Consider the following 21,321-nt stretch of genomic DNA (forward strand, 5'->3'; position numbering starts at 1 on the left):
GAGTGACCCCTGCATGCTAAACTGACCCAAGTTTTCGTAGTTATTCGTCTCATCCGGGTGACGTATGTCCCCGGCCCGATTCGTGAGGGGGTCTCGCATGGGGCGTGGCCGTCAAAAGGCAAAGCACACGAAGGTCGCGCGCGAGCTGAAGTACTTCAGCCCTGACACGAACTATTCGGCGCTTGAGCGCGAACTCACGGCGAAGGCCGATGAGCCCGACTACTCCAAGTGGATCGACGACGACGACGATTCCGACGACAGCTTCGAGCCGAAAGACGAGCAGAAGCGCGCCTGAGTTCGGCTCTTCTTGACGTTCTCGTGCATCCACATCCTGGGGTAGCTCCGCGCCCGGCGGCAGCACGGAGGATGTCAGCGCGCTGAGTCGCGGTACGGTCCGGTGCGGATCGCGATGAACTGCGCCGCAATGAAGTCGCTCAGCCAGATGGAGTCATTGCCCAGCCAGAAATGACTGCCGGAATCGAGCGCGCGCACGGTGTCGACCTCGAGGATGATCGGCTTCGGAGCCTTCCGGCGCCCCACGAGTATCGCTGTGTCCAGATCAGCCGCGAGGTGCACGTTCTGGCGTGCCATCGGCCGGAGACCGTCGCGGCGGATGGCGGCCCAAGCCTCCGGAGACGTGCCATGGAATAGCAGGGTGGGCGGACGGGCTCCGATGTGCTGGATCGCTGTCGCCACCGAGTGCCCGTAGAACGCCCGGATGCGTCCGTCACGCAACTCGTGGCGTCGCTTGGCTGACGTCTCGATCATCGACTGCACGTCGGCCACGTCGATGTCCGACCACCAGGTCGGACACCGGCACCCAGCCCTCGGCGTCGAGCTCGAGACCGTACAGCTCCGGGGCGTGCCGAAGGGCGTGCAAGACGACCCGACTGATGGTCTCGGACTTCACGGTGACCTCCGGGAGGCTCAGGACTTCGGGTCGTCGGCCGAGTGTTGGGGCGACTCCGCCGGCGCTCCATCCGCGGCGGGGGCCGCCGGCGCGGCGGGTGGCGGCGCATCCGTGATCTGCACGAAGTCGGCCACCTCGAGGGGGCCGTGTTCTTCGTGTTCCGCGATGCGCTCGGCGGTGACCGTCCGCGAGCGCTTGCGGCTCGCCCGATCGAGCGCGATGGCGACGAGAGCACCGATCGCCACGAACAACGCCACCACGAAGAGGCCGACGAAGCCGAACACCTGCAAGCGGTTGAAATCCTCCCGCTCGGGGAACGCGAAGGTCAGCACGATGGTGACGAGCAGCCCGATGGCGAAACCGACGGCCATGAACCGGTAGTAGCGCGGCGCGCGACGCACCGACACCGAATCGATCGACTCGGTCGAGCGCACGGATGCGCTGCGCTGCGGCTCGGCGGGGGGCAGGTCGGTATGATCACTCACCCCTCCATTGTCCCGCATCCACCTGACCCTGTGCTGCGACGGCCATCGAATTTGTACAAAAATGGCCTATGATTCGTACATGTCCGTTCCACCCATCACCCTGAGCGTCAGCGAGGCCCGACAGAACCTGTCGGCCATGGTCGACCGCGCTCATTCGCAGCACGCGCCCGTCTACCTCGAACGTCACGGGCGCCGGGTGGCGGCGATCGTTGACGCCGACGACCTGGATGCCCTGCTCGCCCTGGCTGAGGACATGGAAGACATCCGAGCGGCCGAGGCGGCGCGCGCGGAGCTTCGGCGGTCACCGGACGGCGCCATTCCGTGGGACGAGGTCAAACGCGATCTCGGCCTCGGATGAGCTACCGCGTCATCCTGGCTCCCTTGGTCGTCAAGGAACTCCGCAAGCTCGACCCACCATCGCGGCGCCGAATCCAGGCCGCGATCGAGCTGCTCGCAGATGAGCCGCGCCCTCCATCGGCGACCCAGTTGGTCGGAGGGAGCGGCGAATGGCGCGTGCGCACCGGCGACTTCCGCATCATCTACGAGATCGACGACGGAGAATTACGAGTGCTCGTGCTCCGCGCCGGACACAGGCGCGACGTCTACCGGGGGCGGTGACCGGGCGTCAGCGACGGAAGCCGGCGAGGGGGACGTAGCCGGTGAGGTCGGCGCGCTGGCCCGAGGCGTGGATGCGCGCGGCCGCGATGCCATCGGGCCACGCGAGCACGCCGGTGGCGAGTTCGAGCCAGGTGCGGGCATCCATCTCCACCACGTTCGGCGGCGTTCCCCGCGTGTGACCCGGGCCCTCGATGCACTGCACGGCGCCGAACGGCGGAACACGCACCTCCACCGAGTTGCCGGATGCGCGCTCGGCGAGCACCTGGAGGAGGTAGCGCACGGCGGTCGCCCGCACCTCGCGCGACGCGGTGTCGAAGCCGTCGGCCGCGATCGCATCCACGGCGGCGGCGCCGACCGCCCCGTCGATCTTCGCCTTGCCCATGCCCCAACGCTACCGCCGCCGTACGAAGCGGATGGAGATTTCCGCCGAACCCGTCACAGTCTCCATCCGGATGTCGCAACCGCGCGAATCTCCATCCACTTCGACGGGGCACCCGCCGAGCGCGCTTCAGAACTCCCAGGTGAACGCCACGAACGGCTCACTCGAATCCGGCCCGGTCGACCGGTACGTCGCCTGCGCCGCGACGTTGTCGGGTTCGGTGCCCACCCACATCGCCGTGCACCCCTGCTCCCGGGCGAGCTCGGCGAGCGCCCGCACCAGCGCGGCGCCGATGCCCCGCCGCTGCGCGATCTCGTCGACGCCGAGTTCGTTGAGGAACATCTCCGTGCCCTTGTCGGGATGCGTGAGCTCGGCCGCCGAGATCATCCCTACCGGATACATCGGGTCGGCCACCTCGTCGTCGTAGGCGAAGAGCAGATGATGCGTCGGGCTCGCCAGGAAGCGCTCGGTCGCGGCCGGATCGATCGGCTCATCGAAGAGGTGCGCCCCGCGCAGCACGGTCGAGGCATCCGTCACCCGCTCGATCCGTAGGGTCATGGCCCCACGGTACTGCCGGGCGCACGCCCTAGGCTAGGAGGGTGAAAATCCTGGTCCTCGGCTCGGGCGCGCGCGAGCACGCCATCATCACCGCACTGCTCCGCGAAGACGCCGGGCACGAGATCGTCGCCGCCCCGGGCAACGCCGGCATCGCGGCCGACGTGCCGACGGTGCAGCTCGACGCGAACGATCCGCAGGCGGTCGCGAACTACGCGCTCTCCGAAGACATGCAGTTCGTGGTGATCGGCCCCGAGGCACCCCTCGTCGCGGGCGTCGCCGACGCTCTGCGCACCCGCGGCATCCCGGTGTTCGGCCCGGGCAAGGAGGCGGCAGCACTCGAGGGGAGCAAGACCTTCGCGAAGCGGATCATGGATGCCGCGGGCGTTCCCACCGGCCGCGCCCTCAACGCCTCCACCCTCGCCGAGGCCGAAGCGGCCCTGGTCGAGTACGGCGCGCCCTACGTGGTGAAGGCCGACGGTCTCGCCGCCGGCAAGGGCGTGCTGGTCACCACCGAACTCTCCGAGGCCGTCGCCCACGCGGCGCACTGGCTCGAACACGGCGAGGTGCTGGTCGAGGAGTTCCTCGACGGCGAAGAGGTCTCCCTCTTCCTGCTCAGCGACGGTCACTCCGTCGCCCCGCTCTCCCCCGCCCAGGACTACAAGCGCCTGCTCGACGGCGACCAGGGCCCGAACACCGGAGGCATGGGCGCCTACTCCCCGCTGCCCTGGCTCGCCGACCGCTTCGGCAGCGAGAAGGTGTTCGTCGACGAGGTGATCGACACCATCGCCCTCCCGACCGTGCGCCGGCTCGCCGCCGAGGGCACACCGTTCATCGGACTCCTCTACTGCGGACTCATCCTCACCTCCAAGGGCATCCGCGTCATCGAGTTCAACGCCCGTTTCGGCGACCCGGAGACACAGGTCGTGCTGCCTCGGCTCGTGACACCGCTGAGCGGCCTGCTGTTCGCTGCCGCCACCGGCACCCTCGGCGACCACGAGCGCCCCCGGTTCAGCGACGAGGTCGCGGTCACCGTGGTGCTCGCGAGCGAGAACTACCCCGGGTCGCCCGTCACCGGCCGGGTCATCACAGGCCTCGACGCCTTCGGCCCGAACGGCGGGGGCACCGGTGTCGAGGGCGTCAGCGTGATGCACGCGGCCACCGATCGCGACGGCGACGTGCTCCGCGCCACCGGCGGTCGCGTGCTCAGCGTCGTGGCCACCGGTCCCGACTTCGGAGTCGCGCGCGACCGAGCCTACGGCGTGCTCGAGGGCATCCATCTCGAGGGGTCCCAGCACCGCAGCGACATCGCGGCCACGGTGACGCCCGGCGTCTCCGACGCCTCGACCGAAGCGGAGGTCGGTGCATGAGCGCGCCCACCGCATCCGTCACCGCGCCGGGCTGGCGTCACGTCTACAGCGGCAAGGTGCGCGACCTCTTCGTTCCGGAGGAAACGGCGCCGGATGCCCGCCCCGCCGCCCTGCTCGTGGTCGCGAGTGACCGCGTGAGCGCCTTCGACCACGTGCTCGAACCGGGCATCCACGGCAAGGGCGAGCTGCTCACCACGCTCAGCCGCTGGTGGTTCCACCAGCTGTCCGGAGTGCCGAACCACCTGATCACGGAGACGGATGCGCTCCCTCCCGTTCCCGAGGAGCTCGCCGGCCGGTCGATGGTGGTGCGCTCCCTCGACATGTTCCCGATCGAGTGCGTCGTGCGCGGCTACCTCTCCGGCAGCGGCTGGAAGGAGTACCAGGCCACGCAGAGCGTGTGCGGCATCGCGCTGCCCGCGGGCCTGCACGACGGCGATCGCCTGCCCGAACCGATCTACACCCCGGCCTACAAGGCGCCGCTGGGCGAGCACGACGAGAACATCAGCTTCGAGCGCACCGTCGAACTCGTCGGGCAGGGCGACGCCGCGGCGCTGCGCGACCTCTCGCTCGACATCTACCGACGGGCCGCCACGATCGCCGAGGCGCGCGGAGTCATCCTGGCCGACACGAAGTTCGAGTTCGGTCGCGACCCGGAGACGGGCGCCATCACGCTCGCCGACGAGGTGCTGACGAGCGATTCCAGCCGCTACTGGGATGCCTCGGCCTACGACTCCGGAGAGCGCACCGCGAGCTTCGACAAGCAGATCGTGCGCAACTGGCTCGCGGCGAACTGGGATCAGACGGGCACACCGCCGACGCTGCCGCACGAGATCGTGGAGCAGACCGTGCTGCGCTACCGCGAGTTGCTCGAACGGCTCACGGGCACGCATCCGCTCTGACCAGCGGTAGCGCGGACCCGGCCGGATGTCGGTGGCCCGGCGTATCGTCGCCGGCATGAACGTCATACTCATCGCAGGTTTCTGGCTCCGCGGCGACTCGTGGAGCGAGGTGGTGCCCGTCCTCGAGCAGGCCGGTCTCACCGTGCACACACCGACGCTCGCCGGACTCACGTCGGTCGACGACGACCGGTCCGACGTCACGCTGGCGTCGCAGATCGCCGAGGTGGTGGACCTGGTCGACTCGTTGGCGGGCGACGGGAAGGTCGTGCTCGTCGGGCACTCGGGTGGTGGAGCGATCATCCACGGCGTGGTCGATGCACGGCCCGATCGGGTCGAGCGAGCGATCTACGTCGACAGCGGCCCCACCCCCGAGGGCGTCCCCATCAACCAGGGTCTGGAGGCGACCGGGTCCGACGCGCCGCTGCCGCCGTGGGAGGACTTCGACGAGACCGATCTTCGCGACCTCACCGACGAGCAGCTCGCCTGGTTCCGCGAGATCGCGGTGCCCGAGCCCGCTCGGGTGGCGCACGATCCGCAGCACCTCACGAATCCGGCGCGCTACGAGGTGCCGATCACGCTCATCAGCTCGACGTTCAGCCGAGCCGAGATCGAGGAGGCGATCGCCGCCGGCGTGCCCTACTTCACCGAGGTGCCCCTGATGGCGCGGGCCACCATCGTCGAGCTGCCGACCGGCCACTGGCCCCAGTTCACGAAACCGCGGGAGCTCGGCCGGCTGATCGCGGACGCGGTCGGCGTCTGAGAGGTCTCGACGAGGCCTCGACCGTCCATACCGCTCTCAGCCGATGGCGGTGGCCACCACGCGCGCCATCGGCTTCCGGATCATGTGGTCGCTCACGTTCACGACGTGGCTGGTGACATTACGCATCTTCTCGATGATGGCGAGGTTCTCCGGCACGAGGAACTCGTCGAGCCGCCCGTAGACCACCTCGACCGGCACGTCGACGCGGGCCAGGTCGCTGATCACCGTCTGCGACTCGATGCAGTGCTCGAGCGACTTCACGAAGGGGTCCCAGTTCTGCTCCGTGATCTCCATCACGTGCTCCACCGGCAGTAGCTTCGAGACGATCGCGGCGTGCGCGATGGTGAAGTCCTTGTTCTGACGGAAGTACTGATAGGCCTGCAGATAGCCCTGCATCCGCAGTCGCACGCGCGGATCGCCGATCTCGGCGGGCGAGAGGTACACGGGCGGACTCACGAGCACGAGCTTGTCGACGTGCGATTCGTGGGTGGCGACGTAGCGGCTCGCGATCAGGCAGCCGAGCGAGTGGCCCACCAGCGTGAACGGCGCGTCTAGATGCAACGAGCGGATGGTGTGCGCGATCGCGGCCACATGCTCCTCGAGCGTGTACTCGGCGCCCTCCGGCTGCGGGGAATCGCCGAAGCCGAGGAGGTCGATCGCGACGACCCGGTGCTCCTCCTCGATCAGCGGCCGCACGAAGAAGAAGGTCGCCGACGACGAGGCGATGCCGTGGATCATCACCACCACCGGGCGGGGATCGTGCCCCTCGCGCCGGTTGTCGGATGCGACGTGCAACAGCGGCGCCCGGGGGTCGCGCAGACCCTCCACCAGATCGTGAATCCTCGACATCACCCCACTCTGCCGGGTGGAGGGCCGGAAGGCGAGTGGTGCGCCCTCCTAGTGCTCGTTGTAGGTGCCCTCGACGAGGATCTCGGAGACCTCGTTGAAGCGGTACTTCGCCGTCGCCGGTCCGTCGGTGCCATCGGACTGCGAGACCAGCAGGTAGACCAGCTGGCCCTCGCTGTAGGGCAGCACGAGTTCTTCGGGAGCGCCGTCTTCGAGCGGAATGGTCTGGTCGTCGAGCGGACCTCCGGAGAGGTGCGCGAGTGCTGGTGTGGTCATGACCCCAGGCTACTCGGTGGCCGACCGCGGGGCGATTCCCCGATCGGCGCCGGAATGTCGGCGGCGTGCGGCAGGATGGCGGCAGGAGGCAGTCGATGACCGAGGCACGAGGATCGTTCGCGATCGAACCACGAGGGGCCTTCTCGCTCGAGTCATGCATCCGCTTCCTCGAGGGGTTCACTCCCGCGGGCTACGCGGCGGATTCGCCCGGCACGCTCGACTTCGCGTTCGCCCTCGAGGGGTCGTGGCGGGTGGTCGGCCTGCGCGTCGAGCAGGTGGGCACGGTGGTGCGGGGCCGGGTCTTCACCGAGCACCCCGTGCGGCGTGCCGAGTTGTCGGCCGTGCGGGCGCAGGTCGAGCGCATCCTCTCACTCGACGTCGACGGCCGGGCGTTCGACGAGGTCGGCGCACGCGACCCGGTGATCGGCACCGCCCAGGCGCGATATCCGGGCCTCCGGCCGGTGTGCTTCTGGTCGTGGTACGAGGCGGCGGCCTGGGCCATCATCGGTCAGCGGATGCGGATGAGCCAGGCGGCGGTGGTCAAGCAGCGGCTATCGGCCGAGCTCGGCGAGACGGTGCTGATCGACGGCGTCGCGCACCAGGCCTTCCCGGCGCCGGCCGCCCTCGCCACGCTGACGGGTGGCCCCGGCCTCACCGGCGCGAAGGTCGAGCGTCTCCGCGCCCTGGCTGAGGCGGCCCGGCACAACGTCTTCGACAGCGCGAGTCTCCGCGCACTCCCCCGCGAGGAGGCGCTCGAACTGCTGCAGACCCTGCCGGGAGTCGGCCCGTTCTCGGCCGAGCTCATCCTGCTCCGGGGCGCCGGTGATCCCGACCACGCACCGGTGCACGAGGGGCGTCTCGCCAAGGCGATCGCGCACGCCTACCGGCTCGACGCCGCCCCGGATGCGGGCTCGCTGGCCGAACTCACGGCCGGCTGGGCGCCCTACCGCACCTGGGCCACCCTGCTGCTGCGTGTTCAGCTCGAAGACGACACCCACGAGATCGCGAACGCGGGCCGCCCGGTCGCGTGAGCCGCGCAGCGCTCCGTCAGGCGGCTGAGCGCTGCGCAGTCGGCCGCCGACGCAGAGCCGCGTCACCGACCTCGGGCCCGCGGTAGACCATGTCCATCGCCCCGACGCTCTCCCCCGGCGGAACGATGGCGTCGATGCGATCGAGGATGTCGTCGGACAGCGACACCTCCACGCCCGCCAAGGTGTCCTCGAGCTGCTCCATCGTGCGCGGCCCGGCGATCGCCGAGGTCACGCCCGGATGCGCGATCGCGAAGGCCATCGCGAGGTGGGTGAGGCTCAGTCCGGCCTCCTCCGCGAGCCCGATGAGCTGCTCGACCACGGCGAGCCGTCGCTCGTCGCGGAAGTGCGCCATCCCGGTGCGCGTGGCACGGAAGACGTCGTTCTCCTGCCCGGCACGGTAGCGGCCAGTGAGCGTCCCGCCCGCCAGCGGACTGTAGACCAGGGTGCCCATGCCGTAGCGCTGCGCGACCGGGAGGATCTCCCGTTCGATCTCGCGATCGAGGATCGAGTAGTTCGGCTGCTCGGTGCGGAACCGCTCGAAACCGCGGCGCTCCGACATCCATTGCGCTTCGACGATCTCCGAGCCGCGCATCGACGAGGTGCCGATCGCCCGCACCTTGCCCTGGCGCACGAGGTCGGTCAGGGCCGAGAGCGTCTCGTCGATGTCGGTCTCGGTGTCGGGACGGTGCAGCTGATACAGGTCGATGTGGTCGGTCTGCAGGTTCCGGAGCGATCGCTCCACGGCCTGCATGATCCAGCGGCGCGAGGCGCCACGGTGGTTGATGTCGTCGTCGACCGGCCCCCAGAACTTGGTGGCGAGCACCACGTCGTCGCGGCGACCCTTGAGAGCCTCGCCCACGACTTCCTCGGAGTCGCCGTAGCGGTCGGCCGTGTCGACGAAGTTGATGCCCCCGTCGAGGGCGCGGTGGATGATGCGGATAGCCTCCTGCCGGTCGGGATTGCCGAGCTGACCGAGCATCATGGCGCCGAGCGCGTAGGGGGTGACCTTGATGCCGGTGCGGCCGAGGGTGCGGTACTGCATGTTGTCTCCTTCGGGAGATCGTCTTATGATCATCAGATTCGGAACACCATTCCGGATACAGCCGGAATGATAAGCGGAACGTTGTTCCGCTTACTTTCCCCCACGTTACATGGAACGACGTTCCGGTACAAGAGGATCCCTGATGCCGTCTCTCGACACCACCGAACCGCGCCGGATGCGTGCCGACGCCCGCCAGAACGTCGACGCCCTGCTCGACGCCGCCAAGGACGTGTTCGCCGAGTCGGGGGTCGACGCCCCTGTGCGGGCGATCGCCGAGAAGGCCGGGGTGGGGGTCGGCACCCTCTACCGCCACTTCCCTCAGCGGTCCGACCTCATCTCCGCGGTGTTCCGCCGCGAGATGGATGCCTGTGTCGACGCCGCCGTGGAGATCGAGGCCGCCTACCCACCCGGGGAAGCGCTCGACCGCTGGATCATGAGGTACACCCAGTTCGTCGCGGCGAAGCGCGGGCTCGCGGCGGCCCTGCACTCCGGCGACTCCGCGTACGAGCCGCTCGCCGGGTACTTCTCCACCCGCCTGGTGCCCACGCTCGACCGACTGCTGGAGTCGGCCCGGGCGGCCGGGGAGCGGATCGCGCCGGTCGCGCCCGAAGAGTTCCTCGGAGCGGTCGCCGATCTCTGCCACAGCGGCCCGCGCTCGAGCGCCGACGCGTCAGCCCGAGCCGAACGCATGGTGGGACTGCTGCTGGCGGGGCTCCGCGCGTAACGTCAGTCGCCGCGAGCCGAGCCGGACTCGGCTTCCGACCCCGCGACGTGCATCACCGCGCACTGCGCGAACGTCAGCCACTGCTCCGCCTCGGCCAGCGGGATGCTCACCCAGTCCTTGAACGGGCGCCCCTTGCCCGAGGGATCGAAGAGGTCCGCCCCCGGCACCGCGAGCGCGCCCTCGTGCTCGGGCGTCGCCGCGCCGAGCTTGAAGCCCACGCTGTCGCCGTTGAGGCACGCGAACATGGTGCCGTGACGGGTGAGGATGGGGCGGCCCATCATCCGCGAGCGGTCGATCGCCGGGTCACCCAGCTCTGCGGCGAGCAGGTCCCAGCGTTCGAGTGCCTCGTCCGAACTGATCGGTACGGCCATCGGCGCCTCCTCCCCGCTGCGCGGCCGATCAGCCGGCCGCGTACTCGCCGACGAGCCGCACGGCCCCGCCGTCGACGCCCTTGGCGCCCTGCTCGAAGCCTTCGAAGGAGCGGGCGGCCGTGGAGACCGTGCCCACCGCCCAGGTCGGGATGCCCTCCGCCTCGATCGCGGCGGCGACCGCGGAGGCCTGCGCGGCCGCGACCACGGCGAAGAACCCTATCCCGAGGTTCCAGGTCGCCTCGCTGCTCTCCAGGGAGGCGCCCGCGATCGACGACAGCACGCGGAACACCGGCGACGGCGACCAGGTGGAGCGGTCGACCTCGACCCACGAGCCGCGGGGCAGAACGCGCGCGAGGTTGGCCGCGATGCCGCCCCCGGTGACATGCGAGAGGGAGTGGATGGCGCCGGAGAGCGCGGGGTTCTCGAGCACACGCACGAGGGGCCCGGTGTAGAGGCGGGTGGGCTCGAGCAGCACCTCGCCGACGACGCCGCCGAAGTCGTCGGAGCGGTCCGCATAGCCCAGGCCGGCATCCGCGAGGATCTTGCGCACCAGCGAGTAGCCGTTGGAGTGCAGCCCCGAGGAGGCCAAGGCGAGCACGACGTCGCCGTCACGCACCCGCTCGGCGCCGAGCACGGCATCCGCTTCCACCGCACCGACGGCGGCCCCGGCCACGTCGTAGTCGTCGACGCCCATGAGCCCCGGATGCTCGGCCGTCTCGCCGCCGACCAGTGCCGTTCCGGTCGCGGAGCAGGCGCGTGCGATGCCGGCGACGATGGTGGCGATGCGCTCGGGCACCACGCGGCCGCAGGCGATGTAGTCGGTCATGAAGAGGGGCTTCGCGCCCACCACCACGATGTCGTCGACCACCATGCCCACCAGGTCTTGCCCGATGGTGTCGTGCTTGTCGAGCGCCTGGGCGATCGCCACCTTGGTGCCGACCCCGTCGGTCGAGGTGGCGAGCAGCGGGTGCGTGAAGGAGGCGAGCGCCGAGGCGTCGAAGAGCCCGGCGAATCCGCCGACGCCGCCCAGCACCTCCGGTCCGTGGGTGCGCTGCACCGCCGCCTTCATCAACTCGACCGCGCGGTCGCCCGCCTCGGTGTCGACTCCGGCTGCGGCGTAACTGTTGCTCATGCGTCCATTCTCGCGGACGCGGGCCGGATGCGCCGACCCGGCTCGCGCATCCGTCACCGCATCCGGTCCTCGGTCGGGACTACCAGGCGCAGGCCACGAGGTTCTGCACGGCCGGGCTGAGCGAGTTCGGTCCGCCGAGCAGGGTCACCTTCGTGGCGCCGAGGGTCGCGACATCCGCCAGCACCCCGCGCGGCACGCAGTCCCCGGGAACCACGTAGAGCGGTCCGTCGGTCTTGCCGGCCAGCACGCCGCCCGCGAGGGCATCGGGGAAGTTGAGGCCCGTAGCGAGGTAGACCGTGCCGGCCGAGGTGAAGGCCGAGCGGTTGAGGTTGATCGAAGCCTGGAAGCGGTCGGCTCCCGCCACCCGGTTCACCGTGGCCGGGATGTCGGTGCGCAGCGAGTTCTCGAGCCCGGTCGACACCGAGTTGGTGCCGCCGACGACGGTCAGCGAGTTCGTGCCGAGGTTCTTGAACATCGAGATGGTCGCGTTGTCGGCGGCGGGCGCGGGGCCGTAGACGAGGGTCACCGGCTCGCCCTTCGAACCGGCCGCGCCGCCCGCGGAGAGGGCGTCGGGGAAGTTGACGCCCGTCGCGGTGTAGGCATGTGCCGATCCCGTCGCGAAGGCCGACTCGACGACGTTGCGGCTGGCCTCGTAGCGGTCGGCTCCGGAGATCCGCTCGACCTCGGCGTCCGGCACCAGGGCCTTCAGGGTGTTCTCCACCGAGGTGTTCACCGACACGGTTCCGCCCACGATCACGACCCGGTCGGGGTCGAGCGAGGCGATCTTGTCGGCCACGTTCTGCGGAACGCTGTCCGGCCACACCAGCAGCAGCGGGCCGCCCTGCTTCACGGCGGCGGGGCCGGCGCTCAGCGCATCCGGGTAGTTGAGGCCGGTGGCCACGTAGACGACGGGTGCCGTGGTGGGGTAGGCCGTGTTCGCGATGTTCACGGCCACGTCGAAGCGGGTCGCGCCCTGGATGCGGTCGGCCGTGGGCTTGTCGGCCACCTGGAAGGTCCCGGTGGTGGTTCCGGACTTGTCGGCGCCACTGCCGTAACTGGCGTACATGCTGAAGCTGTGCGATCCGTTCGTCAGGTCGGGGGCGATGTTCGCCGACCAGGTCGCGTTGGCGGCGACCGGGATCGTGTACTCGTGCGTGCCGTCGACCGTCAGGTGCACCGTGAAGCGGGTGCCGCCGTTGGGCAGGTACCCGGTGGCCTGGTTGCCGCGGTAGAGCGGCACGCCGCCGCCGATCGTGGTGCTGGTGGGCTTGGACACCGAAACCGCGAACTCGAAGTCCGGCTCGGCGCCGAGAACGGACTCGTAGGCCGAATCGATCGGAACGCTCGCGGTCTCCTCGCCGGGCTCGTTGCAGCTGCTCTGGAAGCTTCCGGCCGAGAGGAGGCCCACGGCGTAGTTGCCTGAGACCACCGCGCCGCCGCTGTCTCCGGGCAGCGCGCACATGTTCGAGATGTAGGAGTTGATCTGGTGGTCGCCTACGTCGACGATCGCGTCGACGTAGCTGACGGTTCCGCAGGTCCAGCCCGTGGTGCTGCCCGACTTGCAGATGACCTGGCCGACGGTGGCCTTCGTGTAGTCGCGCACGGTGATCGGGGTTCCGGAGGTCACGCTGCCCTGGTTGTTGTTCCAGGTGCCGACCGCCGGGCGCAGGGTCCAGTCGCCGCTCGGCGAGTAGAGGCTGGCGTCGTAGCCGTTGCCCAGGTGGGCCGATCCGCTCACCGGCGCGGCGAGGAAGGAGCCCGCGAAGTACGGGCCGCCGGGAGAGGTCTGCATGAGTTCGTAGACCGAGCCGCCCGACGACGTGGCGGGCTCGTAGCAGTGCCCGGCGGTGAGGAACTGGGGCGAGGAGTTCGTCTTGTCGCGACCGGTGAATCCGACGGAGCAGCGGTACCCGCCGTCACCGAACGGCGTGTAATAACCCTGGCCGCCGACCAGGTCCTTCAGGAAGGAGAGGTCGCCGGGGCCGGTGGGACGCTCGGCTGCCGCGCCGACCTCGGCGACGGCGCCCACCGACTCGACGGCCGGGATCTCGGCCTCGGAGCCGACGGTGACCACCAGCTGCGTGCCCTCCATCCGGGAGGCGAGCACCGGGGTTCCGCCGGCGTTCAGCTCGTCGACGACGTCGGCGGCGGTCGCGGCCGCCTCGGCCTGGGCGAGGTACTGCTCCGGCGTCAACCCGAGATCGGACTCGATCGCCTCGGCGAGCTCGACCGGCAACACGGCGGCGTCGGCGGCATAGGAGTCGAGCGGGTAGTCGCCCATCACGACGGGCGAGTCGGGCGCGGGTTCGGGCTGCGGATCGGTCGACGCGTCCGTCGTGACCGCTGCCGCGGCATCCGCGTCACGGAGCTGTGCGGCCTGCGCACCGAGCGGAACGGAGACGGATGCGCCGAGCACGACGGCGACGGTGAGCGCGCCCAGCAGGCTGGCGCGGCGGGTTCTGCGGGACACAGGAGCCTCTCGGTCGTGAGGACCGAGAGCGGGGTCGCCTTCCGGGGTCGGCGTCGGCGATGACGCGCGAGTCCCCCCGGCTCGGATCGGCTACATCCTATCCGCAACGCGTGTCGAGGAGGCATCCCGTCGGCAGCAGGTCGGCGGGCTTCCGAGACGCGGCGGTCAGGGGAGGATGGCGTCGACGTAGCCGCCGTCGACGCGGAGGGCGCCGCCCGTGGTGGCCGAGGCGAAGGGCGACGCGAGGTAGGTGACCATGTTCGCGATCTCCTCCGGCTCGATCAGCCGCTGGATGAGCGACTGCGGGCGGTGCAGGCGCATGAACTCGCGCTGGGCCTGCTCCCACGGCAGATCGCGGGAGACCAGCTGGTAGACGAAGTCCTCCACCCCTTCGGTGTGGGTGGGGCCGGCGATCACGGAGTTGACGGTGACGCCCGATCCGGCCGCCGCCTTGGCGAAGCCGCGGGAGACGCCGAGCAGAGCCGTCTTGGAGACGCCGTAATGGATCATCTCGACCGGCGTCACGATGGCCGAGTCGCTCGCGATGTACTGGATGCGGCCCCAGCCCCGCTCCGTCATGCCCGGCAGGTAGGCGCGGGTGAGGCGCACGGCGGAGAGCACGTTGACGTCGAAGTAGCGGCGCCACTCGTCGTCGGTGATCTCGAGCGCCGGCTGGGCGCCGAAGACGCCGAGGTTGTTGACGAGGATGTCGACCACCGGCAGCGCGGCGACGAGGTGCCCGACCTCGGTCTCGTCGGTGACGTCGCCCACCGCGCGGGTGACGCGCGAGGCCGGATGCGCCTCGAGGATCGCGATGCGGGCGCGCTCGACGCTCTCCGCGGTGCGTCCGTTGACCGCGACCTCGGCTCCGGCGGCGGCCAATTGCTTCGCGATGGCGAGCCCGATGCCCTGGGTGGAGCCGGTGACGAGGGCCACCTTGCCGGTGAGGTCGATCTGCATGGGCGTCTTCCTTCGGGTGGATGGTGGCGGGTGCGCTCTCCAGGCTAGTTCGGTCGGTGCGCACCCGGGCTCATCCGCCACGCATCCGCCCGCTTTCGCGCTTCGGCGGGGCGCGCATTCGCCAAAACGTGCGGATGAGTGGGGATGGGCCGTGGGTGGGGGGTCAGCGGGTGGGTGGGCCGCCGAGTTCGAAGGTGGGGCGGGCGGGCCCGAGCCCGGGATGACCGTGACCGTCGAGTCGCCGCCGAGGCCGGTGAGGCCGCCGCTGCCCGAGTCGGTGTCGCTGCCGGGGACCGCGGCCGCGACATCCGCCAGCACCACGGTGTCGCCCTCGCTGAGGCCCGAGGTGATCTCGGTGCGTTCGGCGCCCATCGCGCCGATCTCGACCGGTGTCGCCTGCGGCGAGCCGTCGACCAGCAGGTCGACCGTGTAGTCGGCGCCGTCTCGATGAACGGCGGAGGTGGGCACCGTGAGCACGTCGGCCTCGGAGGCGACCGCGACGGTGACCCGGGCGGAGGCGCCGTTCAGCAGCTGCGCATCCGTGGGGTCGAGGGCGATGGTGACCTGGTAGCTCGGGGTGGACGAGTCCTCGGAGACGTTCAGCACGCCGATCGAGCCGACCGTGCCGGTGACCGTGGTGCCGATGCTCGGCAGCTCGACGGATGCCTCCTGCCCGGCGGCGAGAGCACCCACGTTCGCGAGGGTGACCGTGGACTCCACCACGAATCCGTCGTCGCCGATGATCGTGATGACGGCCGTGGCCGAGCCGGCGGCGACGGTGTCGCCGACCGCGATGCCGACGGCCGCGACCGTGCCCGCGATGGGGCTGGTGAGGGTCGCCATCGCGAGCTGCTGCTGGGCGAGCGCCAGCTTCGCCGTGGCGAGGTCGATCTGCGCCTGGTCGGCGACGATCGTCTCGGCGGTGACGGTGGCGGAGGCGCCCGCGCCCGTGCCGGTGCCCGGGTCGGCGGCGCTGGGGGCGCTGACCGCCGGGGTCGTGGTCGCGGTGGCGACGAGGGGCGTCACGGCCGAGGCCAGGACGATCGCGCCGGTGGCGGACGGCGAACTGACGTCGGGGGTGACGGCCGCGGCCGGGTCGGCGGTGGGAGCGGGGTCGGGGGTGGGGGTCGAGGTCGCGCCCGTGCCGGTGACCACCGCCTGGAGGGCTGCGACGGCGGAGTCGAGCTGGTCCATGAGCGGAGTCAGGGCGCTCTGGGCGTCGTTCACCTGCGTCTGCTCGGTCTGCACCTCGGTGATCGCCGACTGGCAGGCGGTGAGGTCCGCTTTGATGGCCTCGAGGGCGTCCTCGTCGGCGGTGCCGTCGCCGTCGGTTCCGGATGCGGCGTCGCCGGTCGGGTCGCCGGCGGTGGGATCGTCGGCGGCCGGATCATCGCCGGTCGTTCCCGCACCATCGGACTCGCCAGAGGCATCCGTGTCGCCGTCGCCCGCCGTGAGCTCGTCGAGGGTGGCCTCGAGGAAGGGGCGGCAGGTCTCGTCGGACGCCGCGATCGTCTCCTGCGTGGCGGCCAACGCCGCTGAAGCGGTCGAGAGCTGGGCGATGAGTGCCTTTTGCGCAGCGCTGACGGCGTCGACCGCGGCCTGGACGGCGGCGTGGTCGGGCGCATCCATGTCGCCGCCCGAACCGCCCCCGGTTCCGGTTCCGGCTCCGGCTCCCGTTCCACCCGCCCCCGGCGCCGCGGAACCGTCACCGGTTCCGCCCGTTCCACCCGCGCCGGCGGCGGCACCGCCGGTCGTGGTGCCCGTCCCGCTCCCGGTGTCGGTGGACGCCGAGTCCGTCCCGCCGGAGGCCTGCGTCTCGAGGTCGTCGGCGAGCTGGTCCTGCGCTTTCGTGACGGCGTCCTGGGCCGAGTCGACAGCGTCCTGCAGGTCGCTCGTGTCGAGGGCGGCGAGCTGCTGGCCGGCGGTGACGGTGTCGCCGACTCCGACACCGACGGTGTCGACCGTTCCCGCGACCTGGAACGCGGCGTCGCGACGGGTGGCCGAGGCCACCGTGCCGCTGAGCGAGAGCTCCTGGTCGACGGTACCGTTCTGCGCCGTGACCGTGCGGTAGTCGGAGCTCGCGCCCCGGGTGAGGGCGAAGACCGCTCCCCCGCCGAACGCGCACAGCACGATCGTGGTGACGGACACGGCGAGGATGCGCTTGGTGCGTCGCCGACGCGCGGCCATCCGCTTGGGCGAGGGCGCCGACTTCGGCGCGGGTGGAGGCGTGCGGCGGGCCATCAGCTGCCACTCCCCGTGGTCGCGCCAGACGGGGCGGGTCGCTGACCGCCGCCGGGACCGCGCGTCGTGACGGCGGCCGAGCATCCGTCGTCTCCGGCGGCTGAGATCGCCAGCGCCGTGGCGACCACGGCACCCTTGTCGTCGGCTTCGCCCCTCGCGGTGACGCACGCCCCCACCACGAGGGCTGTGGCGTCGGCCGACTCGGTGCGGGTGAACGCGGTGGAGTCGTCGACGCTCACCTCCTCGGTCGACGTGGTGCCGTCGGCCGCCGTGGTCTGCACGGTGATACTCGTGGCCGAGACCGCGGTGACCAGTCCGGCGGTGAGTCCGCCGAAGCCGGCCCCGGCCGGTCCGCCGGGGAGGGCGTCTCCCGTGGCTCCGTCGCCGGGCATCCCGGTCGGCCGGACCCCTTCGGGAGCGTCCGTCGGTGGAGTGACATCCGTGCCGCCGAGATCAGTCGGCGCACCCTCGGGCGGGGTGCCTCCTCCCCCGAACGCACCGGCCGGGCACGCGCCGTCGACGGAGTCGCTGATGACGACGGATGCCGCCGCCGTGCCGTCGGCCGATTCCGTATCCGATCCGCTGGGGTCCGTGGACGTGCCCGACGTACCCGTAGAACCGGTCGCATCCGCCGAACCCGTCGCATCCAGCGTCGGCACCCCTCCGGTGAACGCGGTGACGCAGACCCCGGCGCTCACGTCGGCCAGCGCCGCCTCGACGGTGCGGGTGATCGTGGTGCTGTCGCTGTAGCTCACGGCGGTCTGCGATTCGGAGTCCTGCACCTGCAGCGTGGTGCCGGAGATCGCGGCGATCTCGCCCGAGACCCCGCCACCGCCCATCGGCATGACCGCACCCGCGGCCGGCGTCGAGGCGGCTCCCGTCGGCGACGCCGAACCCGCCGACGCGCACGCCGACAGGGCGAGCACTCCGGCGAGCCCGGCCGCGCCGAGCGCCAGTGCGACCGTGTGCGACCGGATGCGACGCCGGCCCGGGAAGGAGGAGGTGAGTTTCATGATCGTGGATTCCTTACTGAGAGGAGGACAAAAAGTAGGGCGTTCATTCGCTGCGCAACGCGTCGATCGGCGCGAGTCGGGCGGCGCGGGTAGCGGGATACACCCCGAACACCAGCCCGATGCCGATGGCCACCGCTATCGAGACGCCCACCGCGGCGGGCGAGACGACGATCGACGAACCGATCGCCCCGGGCAGCGCGAGCGCCGCGCCGATACCGAGCACCGCGCCGAGCAGCCCGCCCGAGAGCCCGAGGATCGCGGCCTCCGCCAGGAACTGCCGCCGGATGGCCCACGGCGGCGCCCCGAGCGCCTTGCGCAACCCGATCTCCCGAGTGCGCTCGGTGACCGACACCAGCATGATGTTCATCACGCCGATCCCGCCCACCAGCAGCGAGAGAGCCGCGATGCCGGTGAGCAGCACGGTGAGCGTGCGGTAGATGGAGGTCGCGGTGTCGACCAGGGCGTCCTGGCTGGAGATCGTGAAGTCGGCGTCATCCGCCGAGGCCACCCCGTGCAGGTTGAGCAGCACCGACTGCGCCTCCTGGTAGGCCGCCGAGAGCTGCCCGTCGGAGGCCGCCTTGACGTAGATGGTCGACACCGTGTCGCCACCCGCCCCACCGATCAGCTGGCTCGAGGCGGTCGAGAGCGGCACGATCGCGAGGTCGTCGAGGTTCGACGAGGAGTCCGACCCGGCGGAGGCGAGCACGCCGATCACCTGCAGACTCCGCCCGTCGATGGTGACTGCTCGACCCACCGCGTTCGTCGTGCCGAAGAGCTCGGTCGCGGTCTCCGAACCGAGCACGACGACGGATGCCGCCGAAGCCTGATCCTCGTCGTCGATGAACTCCCCGGCGAGCAACTCCCGGGAGCGCACGTCGAGCCAGGAGGGCGTGGTGCCCGTGACCGTCGTGGTCCAGTTCGCGTCGCCCGCCTCGAGGGAGAGCGACGTGGACTTCTCGGCGGCGACCGCCTCGATGTCGGGCGCGTTGACTGGGGAGGCCAGCGCCTCGGCATCCGCCGTGGTGAGCGTCGCTCCGGTGCCGAAGCCGCCGCGCACGCCGGAGCTGTCGGTGCTCGACCCGGGCGAGACGATGAGCAGGTTGCTGCCCAGCGAGCTGATCTGCGCGCTGACGTCTTTCTGGGTGCCGAGTCCGAGCCCCACGGTGAGGATGACCGCGGCGATGCCGATCAGAATGCCCAGCACGGTCAAGAGTGAGCGCAACGAGTGCGAGCGCACGGCCGACCAGCTGGTGCGGAGGGTCTCGGTCCAGTTCACGCGTGCACCTCCTCGGGGATCAGCAGGCCGTCGCGCACCCGCACGATACGGCGCGCCCGTTCGGCGACCTCGCGCTCGTGCGTGATCAGCACGATCGTGCGCCCCATGTCGTGCAGTTCGTCGAAGAGCCCGAGCACGTCGTCGGTCGAGACCGAGTCGAGGTTGCCGGTGGGCTCGTCGGCGAGCAGCAGGGTCGGTTCCCCGACCAGCGCTCGCGCCACCGCGACCCGCTGCTGCTGGCCACCGGAGAGTTCGCCCGGCCGGTTGCCGTAACGGTCGCCGAGCCCCACGCGGTCCAGCGAGCGCTCAGCCCGTTCGCGTCGCTCCGCCGCGGGCACGCGCCCGTAGACGAGCGGCAGCTCGACGTTCCGCCAGGCCTCGAGCGAGGGCAGCAGATTGAACTGCTGGAAGACGAAACCGATGCGCTCGTTGCGGATCTGCGCGAGCTCCGACTCGTCGAGGTCGTCGACATCCTGTCCCGCCAACCGATAGTTGCCGGAGGTCAGCGTGTCGAGGCAGCCGAGCACGTTCATCAGGGTCGACTTGCCCGAGCCCGAGGGGCCCATGATGGCCACGTACTCGCCCTCGGCGATCTCGAGGTCGACCCCCCGCAGCGCCTCGAACTCGATGCTGCCCGAGCGGTACAGCTTGCGGGCATCCGTGAGTTGGATGACGGGTTCGGATGCCGCGGTGCTCCGGTTCGCCGGCTCAACCACCGGTCACCGCCCCTCCGGGCAGCGGGCCCGTGAAGCCCTGGCCGGGCACGACGCCCTCGGGGAGCGTTCCACCGCCGGGGAACTGGCCGGTGGTCGCGCCGCGATCGGTGCCCGTGCCCCCCGAACCGTCGCCGCTCGGTGTGAACACTGTCACCTTCACCAGGTCGCCTTCGGCGAGCCCGTCGGTGATCTCGGTGAGCGTGCCGACGGTCTCGCCGACGGTCACCGACTTCGTGGTCTCGGCGCCGTCGGCGTCGACCACCGTCACGCTCGTGGTGCCGTCTTCACCCGTCGTCACGGCGGCGGCGGGCACGGTCAGCACGTCGGTGCGGCGCTCGTAGACGATCTTCGCCGTCACCGAGACGCCGTCGTGCAGGCCCTCGGGCGAGCCGGTGACCGTCACCGTCACGGGATAGGCGGCAGCGCCAGACGTGGTCGAGGGCAGCAGGCCCACGGAATCGACGGTGCCGAAGAAGGACGTGCCGTCATCGGTCGAGAGTTCGACCTGGTCGCCGGATGCGACGTTCGGCACGTCCGTCTCGCCCACCGTGAGCGAGACCTGCCAGGCGTCGGTGCCGACGATGGTGAACTGCGCGGACGTGCCGGAATCGGACCCGTCAGCGCCCGATCCACCGCCCGATCCCGAGCCCGCCGACCCGCTGACCGTGTCGCCGACGGCGAGGTTCACCGCGGTGACGAGACCCGACACCGGTGCGGTGAGCGTCGCCCCGCTCACCGCGGCTGCGGCCTTGTCGGCGGCGGACTGCGCCACGGCGACGGCGGCCTCGTCGGCCGCGATCTGCGCGGCGGACGCATCCGTTCCGTCGTCGTCGGCCTGCGCCGAGGCGAGGGTCGCCTGCGCGGTGGCGAGGGTCGCCTGCGCCGCGAGCAGGTCGGCTTGGACGGTGAGGGTGTCGACGGTGGCGAGTACGTCGCCCGCCGTCACGGTCGTTCCGGCGGTGACGTTCACCGCCGTCACCGTGCCGGCCACCGCGAAGTCGACGTCCTCGTCGACCGCCGGGGCGAGGGTGCCCGTGGCGTCGACCGTCTTCTCGAGGGTCTGCAACGAGGCGGCCACGCTCATCGAGCCCGGAGCGGTCTGCGCCTGGGCCGACGACGACGAGAACGACAGGGCTGCCCAGGTGGCCCCGCCGCCGATGACCACCACGGCGACCGCGCCCCCGATGATCCAGGTGCGCAGACGGATGCGCTTGATGAATTCGGCGATTTTCATGTTCTCCCTCGAC

The 21,321-nt window shown here is 70.8% G+C and carries 22 protein-coding genes and 2 pseudogenes; 8 read left to right on the forward strand and 16 right to left on the reverse strand.

What is annotated here, in order from left to right:
- Positions 1 to 97: 97 nt before the first annotated feature.
- Entirely contained in the window at positions 98 to 295 is a 198-nt protein-coding gene (locus ACFJGU_RS05135; protein WP_092551341.1) for a DUF3073 domain-containing protein, read from the forward strand.
- Positions 296 to 369: 74 nt separating this feature from the next.
- Here ACFJGU_RS05135 and ACFJGU_RS05140 read toward each other — a convergent pair.
- A pseudogene (locus ACFJGU_RS05140) lies at positions 370 to 910 on the reverse strand (RNA 2'-phosphotransferase).
- Between the two features lie 17 nt (positions 911 to 927).
- Positions 928 to 1,395: a hypothetical protein gene (locus ACFJGU_RS05145; protein WP_382308244.1), complete on the reverse strand. Its 468-nt coding sequence runs from the start codon at positions 1,393 to 1,395 to the stop codon at positions 928 to 930.
- A 79-nt stretch (positions 1,396 to 1,474) separates the two neighbouring features.
- Between ACFJGU_RS05145 and ACFJGU_RS05150 the strand changes: the two genes are divergently transcribed.
- Both ACFJGU_RS05150 and ACFJGU_RS05155 read left to right on the forward strand, forming a co-directional pair.
- Complete coding sequence (locus ACFJGU_RS05150) at positions 1,475 to 1,753, forward strand: type II toxin-antitoxin system Phd/YefM family antitoxin (RefSeq protein ID WP_382308246.1); 279 nt, start codon at positions 1,475 to 1,477, stop codon at positions 1,751 to 1,753.
- On the forward strand, positions 1,750 to 2,013 hold the full coding sequence (locus tag ACFJGU_RS05155; RefSeq protein ID WP_382308248.1) for a type II toxin-antitoxin system RelE/ParE family toxin: 264 nt from the start codon (positions 1,750 to 1,752) through the stop codon (positions 2,011 to 2,013). Before ACFJGU_RS05150 ends, ACFJGU_RS05155 begins: the two co-directional genes overlap by 4 nt.
- Positions 2,014 to 2,020: 7 nt before the next feature.
- Here ACFJGU_RS05155 and ACFJGU_RS05160 read toward each other — a convergent pair whose 3' ends face one another.
- Both ACFJGU_RS05160 and ACFJGU_RS05165 read right to left on the reverse strand, forming a co-directional pair.
- Positions 2,021 to 2,395, reverse strand: coding sequence for a sterol carrier family protein (locus tag ACFJGU_RS05160; RefSeq protein ID WP_382308250.1), 375 nt, complete (start codon positions 2,393 to 2,395; stop codon positions 2,021 to 2,023).
- Between the two features lie 126 nt (positions 2,396 to 2,521).
- Entirely contained in the window at positions 2,522 to 2,950 is a 429-nt protein-coding gene (locus ACFJGU_RS05165; protein WP_382308251.1) for a GNAT family N-acetyltransferase, read from the reverse strand.
- Positions 2,951 to 2,991: 41 nt separating this feature from the next.
- Here ACFJGU_RS05165 and purD point away from each other — a divergent pair, with 41 nt between their 5' ends.
- From purD to ACFJGU_RS05180, 3 genes are read left to right on the forward strand one after another with little or no spacing between them, the layout of a single operon-like run.
- Positions 2,992 to 4,317 (forward strand): phosphoribosylamine--glycine ligase, encoded by a 1,326-nt coding sequence (gene purD / locus ACFJGU_RS05170; RefSeq protein WP_382308253.1) that lies wholly within the window; start codon positions 2,992 to 2,994, stop codon positions 4,315 to 4,317.
- On the forward strand, positions 4,314 to 5,216 hold the full coding sequence (locus tag ACFJGU_RS05175) for a phosphoribosylaminoimidazolesuccinocarboxamide synthase (protein ID WP_382308255.1): 903 nt from the start codon (positions 4,314 to 4,316) through the stop codon (positions 5,214 to 5,216). The genes purD and ACFJGU_RS05175 overlap by 4 nt, the downstream gene beginning before the upstream one ends.
- Positions 5,217 to 5,271: 55 nt before the next feature.
- Positions 5,272 to 5,976: an alpha/beta fold hydrolase gene (locus tag ACFJGU_RS05180; RefSeq protein ID WP_382308257.1), complete on the forward strand. Its 705-nt coding sequence runs from the start codon at positions 5,272 to 5,274 to the stop codon at positions 5,974 to 5,976.
- 36 nt (positions 5,977 to 6,012) lie between these two features.
- Here ACFJGU_RS05180 and ACFJGU_RS05185 read toward each other — a convergent pair whose 3' ends face one another.
- Together ACFJGU_RS05185 and ACFJGU_RS05190 are read right to left on the reverse strand one after the other, a co-directional pair.
- Positions 6,013 to 6,825 (reverse strand): alpha/beta fold hydrolase, encoded by an 813-nt coding sequence (locus tag ACFJGU_RS05185; protein ID WP_382308259.1) that lies wholly within the window; start codon positions 6,823 to 6,825, stop codon positions 6,013 to 6,015.
- 48 nt (positions 6,826 to 6,873) lie between these two features.
- Positions 6,874 to 7,098, reverse strand: coding sequence for a hypothetical protein (locus tag ACFJGU_RS05190; protein WP_092551314.1), 225 nt, complete (start codon positions 7,096 to 7,098; stop codon positions 6,874 to 6,876).
- Positions 7,099 to 7,193: 95 nt separating this feature from the next.
- On the opposite strand from ACFJGU_RS05190, the gene ACFJGU_RS05195 reads away from it, so the two are divergent.
- Positions 7,194 to 8,129 carry a DNA-3-methyladenine glycosylase family protein gene (locus ACFJGU_RS05195; protein WP_382308261.1) on the forward strand — a complete coding sequence of 312 codons (936 nt, stop codon included), beginning with the start codon at positions 7,194 to 7,196 and terminating at the stop codon, positions 8,127 to 8,129.
- Between the two features lie 16 nt (positions 8,130 to 8,145).
- Here the strand turns inward: ACFJGU_RS05195 and ACFJGU_RS05200 are convergent, their stop codons facing one another.
- Complete coding sequence (locus tag ACFJGU_RS05200) at positions 8,146 to 9,171, reverse strand: aldo/keto reductase (protein WP_382308262.1); 1,026 nt, start codon at positions 9,169 to 9,171, stop codon at positions 8,146 to 8,148.
- A gap of 142 nt (positions 9,172 to 9,313) precedes the next feature.
- Here ACFJGU_RS05200 and ACFJGU_RS05205 point away from each other — a divergent pair, with 142 nt between their 5' ends.
- Complete coding sequence (locus ACFJGU_RS05205; protein WP_382308264.1) at positions 9,314 to 9,895, forward strand: TetR/AcrR family transcriptional regulator; 582 nt, start codon at positions 9,314 to 9,316, stop codon at positions 9,893 to 9,895.
- 2 nt (positions 9,896 to 9,897) lie between these two features.
- Here ACFJGU_RS05205 and ACFJGU_RS05210 read toward each other — a convergent pair whose 3' ends face one another.
- From ACFJGU_RS05210 to ACFJGU_RS05250, 9 genes and pseudogenes are all read right to left on the reverse strand, one after another.
- Entirely contained in the window at positions 9,898 to 10,266 is a 369-nt protein-coding gene (locus tag ACFJGU_RS05210; RefSeq protein WP_382308266.1) for a hypothetical protein, read from the reverse strand.
- Positions 10,267 to 10,294: 28 nt separating this feature from the next.
- A complete protein-coding gene (purM, locus tag ACFJGU_RS05215; protein WP_382308267.1) occupies positions 10,295 to 11,398 on the reverse strand; it encodes a phosphoribosylformylglycinamidine cyclo-ligase in 1,104 nt (367 codons plus the stop codon).
- A gap of 79 nt (positions 11,399 to 11,477) precedes the next feature.
- Complete coding sequence (locus ACFJGU_RS05220) at positions 11,478 to 13,868, reverse strand: cell wall-binding repeat-containing protein (RefSeq protein ID WP_382308268.1); 2,391 nt, start codon at positions 13,866 to 13,868, stop codon at positions 11,478 to 11,480.
- A gap of 165 nt (positions 13,869 to 14,033) precedes the next feature.
- On the reverse strand, positions 14,034 to 14,828 hold the full coding sequence (locus ACFJGU_RS05225) for an SDR family NAD(P)-dependent oxidoreductase (protein WP_382310273.1): 795 nt from the start codon (positions 14,826 to 14,828) through the stop codon (positions 14,034 to 14,036).
- 294 nt (positions 14,829 to 15,122) lie between these two features.
- Positions 15,123 to 17,153 (reverse strand): annotated as a pseudogene (locus tag ACFJGU_RS05230) (efflux RND transporter periplasmic adaptor subunit); the annotation flags it as partial.
- Positions 17,069 to 18,082 (reverse strand): DUF5666 domain-containing protein, encoded by a 1,014-nt coding sequence (locus ACFJGU_RS05235; protein WP_382308270.1) that lies wholly within the window; start codon positions 18,080 to 18,082, stop codon positions 17,069 to 17,071. The gene ACFJGU_RS05235 and the pseudogene ACFJGU_RS05230, both read right to left, overlap by 85 nt.
- Before the next feature lie 43 nt (positions 18,083 to 18,125).
- Positions 18,126 to 19,358: an ABC transporter permease gene (locus ACFJGU_RS05240; RefSeq protein ID WP_382308272.1), complete on the reverse strand. Its 1,233-nt coding sequence runs from the start codon at positions 19,356 to 19,358 to the stop codon at positions 18,126 to 18,128.
- Entirely contained in the window at positions 19,355 to 20,074 is a 720-nt protein-coding gene (locus ACFJGU_RS05245; RefSeq protein ID WP_382308274.1) for an ABC transporter ATP-binding protein, read from the reverse strand. The genes ACFJGU_RS05240 and ACFJGU_RS05245 overlap by 4 nt, the downstream gene beginning before the upstream one ends.
- Positions 20,067 to 21,308: an efflux RND transporter periplasmic adaptor subunit gene (locus ACFJGU_RS05250; RefSeq protein WP_382308276.1), complete on the reverse strand. Its 1,242-nt coding sequence runs from the start codon at positions 21,306 to 21,308 to the stop codon at positions 20,067 to 20,069. Before ACFJGU_RS05250 ends, ACFJGU_RS05245 begins: the two co-directional genes overlap by 8 nt.
- Between the last annotated feature and the right edge of the window lie 13 nt (positions 21,309 to 21,321).

It is taken from the genome of Herbiconiux sp. UC225_62 (assembly GCF_042694625.1).
Taxonomy (GTDB): Bacteria; Actinomycetota; Actinomycetes; order Actinomycetales; family Microbacteriaceae; genus Herbiconiux.

Bases quoted from the DNA above. Each gene is read 5' to 3' on its own strand.
- ACFJGU_RS05205 (WP_382308264.1), top strand. From the start codon at position 9,314: ATGCCGTCTCTCGACACCACCGAACCGCGCCGGATGCGTGCCGACGCC.
- ACFJGU_RS05200 (WP_382308262.1), bottom strand. From the start codon at position 9,171: ATGCAGTACCGCACCCTCGGCCGCACCGGCATCAAGGTCACCCCCTAC.
- ACFJGU_RS05160 (WP_382308250.1), bottom strand. From the start codon at position 2,395: ATGGGCAAGGCGAAGATCGACGGGGCGGTCGGCGCCGCCGCCGTGGAT.
- ACFJGU_RS05175 (WP_382308255.1), top strand. From the start codon at position 4,314: ATGAGCGCGCCCACCGCATCCGTCACCGCGCCGGGCTGGCGTCACGTC.
- purM (WP_382308267.1), bottom strand. From the start codon at position 11,398: ATGAGCAACAGTTACGCCGCAGCCGGAGTCGACACCGAGGCGGGCGAC.
- ACFJGU_RS05135 (WP_092551341.1), top strand. From the start codon at position 98: ATGGGGCGTGGCCGTCAAAAGGCAAAGCACACGAAGGTCGCGCGCGAG.
- ACFJGU_RS05210 (WP_382308266.1), bottom strand. From the start codon at position 10,266: ATGGCCGTACCGATCAGTTCGGACGAGGCACTCGAACGCTGGGACCTG.
- ACFJGU_RS05150 (WP_382308246.1), top strand. From the start codon at position 1,475: ATGTCCGTTCCACCCATCACCCTGAGCGTCAGCGAGGCCCGACAGAAC.
- ACFJGU_RS05185 (WP_382308259.1), bottom strand. From the start codon at position 6,825: ATGTCGAGGATTCACGATCTGGTGGAGGGTCTGCGCGACCCCCGGGCG.
- ACFJGU_RS05225 (WP_382310273.1), bottom strand. From the start codon at position 14,828: ATGCAGATCGACCTCACCGGCAAGGTGGCCCTCGTCACCGGCTCCACC.
- ACFJGU_RS05235 (WP_382308270.1), bottom strand. From the start codon at position 18,082: ATGAAACTCACCTCCTCCTTCCCGGGCCGGCGTCGCATCCGGTCGCAC.
- ACFJGU_RS05250 (WP_382308276.1), bottom strand. From the start codon at position 21,308: ATGAAAATCGCCGAATTCATCAAGCGCATCCGTCTGCGCACCTGGATC.
- ACFJGU_RS05165 (WP_382308251.1), bottom strand. From the start codon at position 2,950: ATGACCCTACGGATCGAGCGGGTGACGGATGCCTCGACCGTGCTGCGC.
- ACFJGU_RS05195 (WP_382308261.1), top strand. From the start codon at position 7,194: ATGACCGAGGCACGAGGATCGTTCGCGATCGAACCACGAGGGGCCTTC.
- ACFJGU_RS05155 (WP_382308248.1), top strand. From the start codon at position 1,750: ATGAGCTACCGCGTCATCCTGGCTCCCTTGGTCGTCAAGGAACTCCGC.
- ACFJGU_RS05180 (WP_382308257.1), top strand. From the start codon at position 5,272: ATGAACGTCATACTCATCGCAGGTTTCTGGCTCCGCGGCGACTCGTGG.
- ACFJGU_RS05190 (WP_092551314.1), bottom strand. From the start codon at position 7,098: ATGACCACACCAGCACTCGCGCACCTCTCCGGAGGTCCGCTCGACGAC.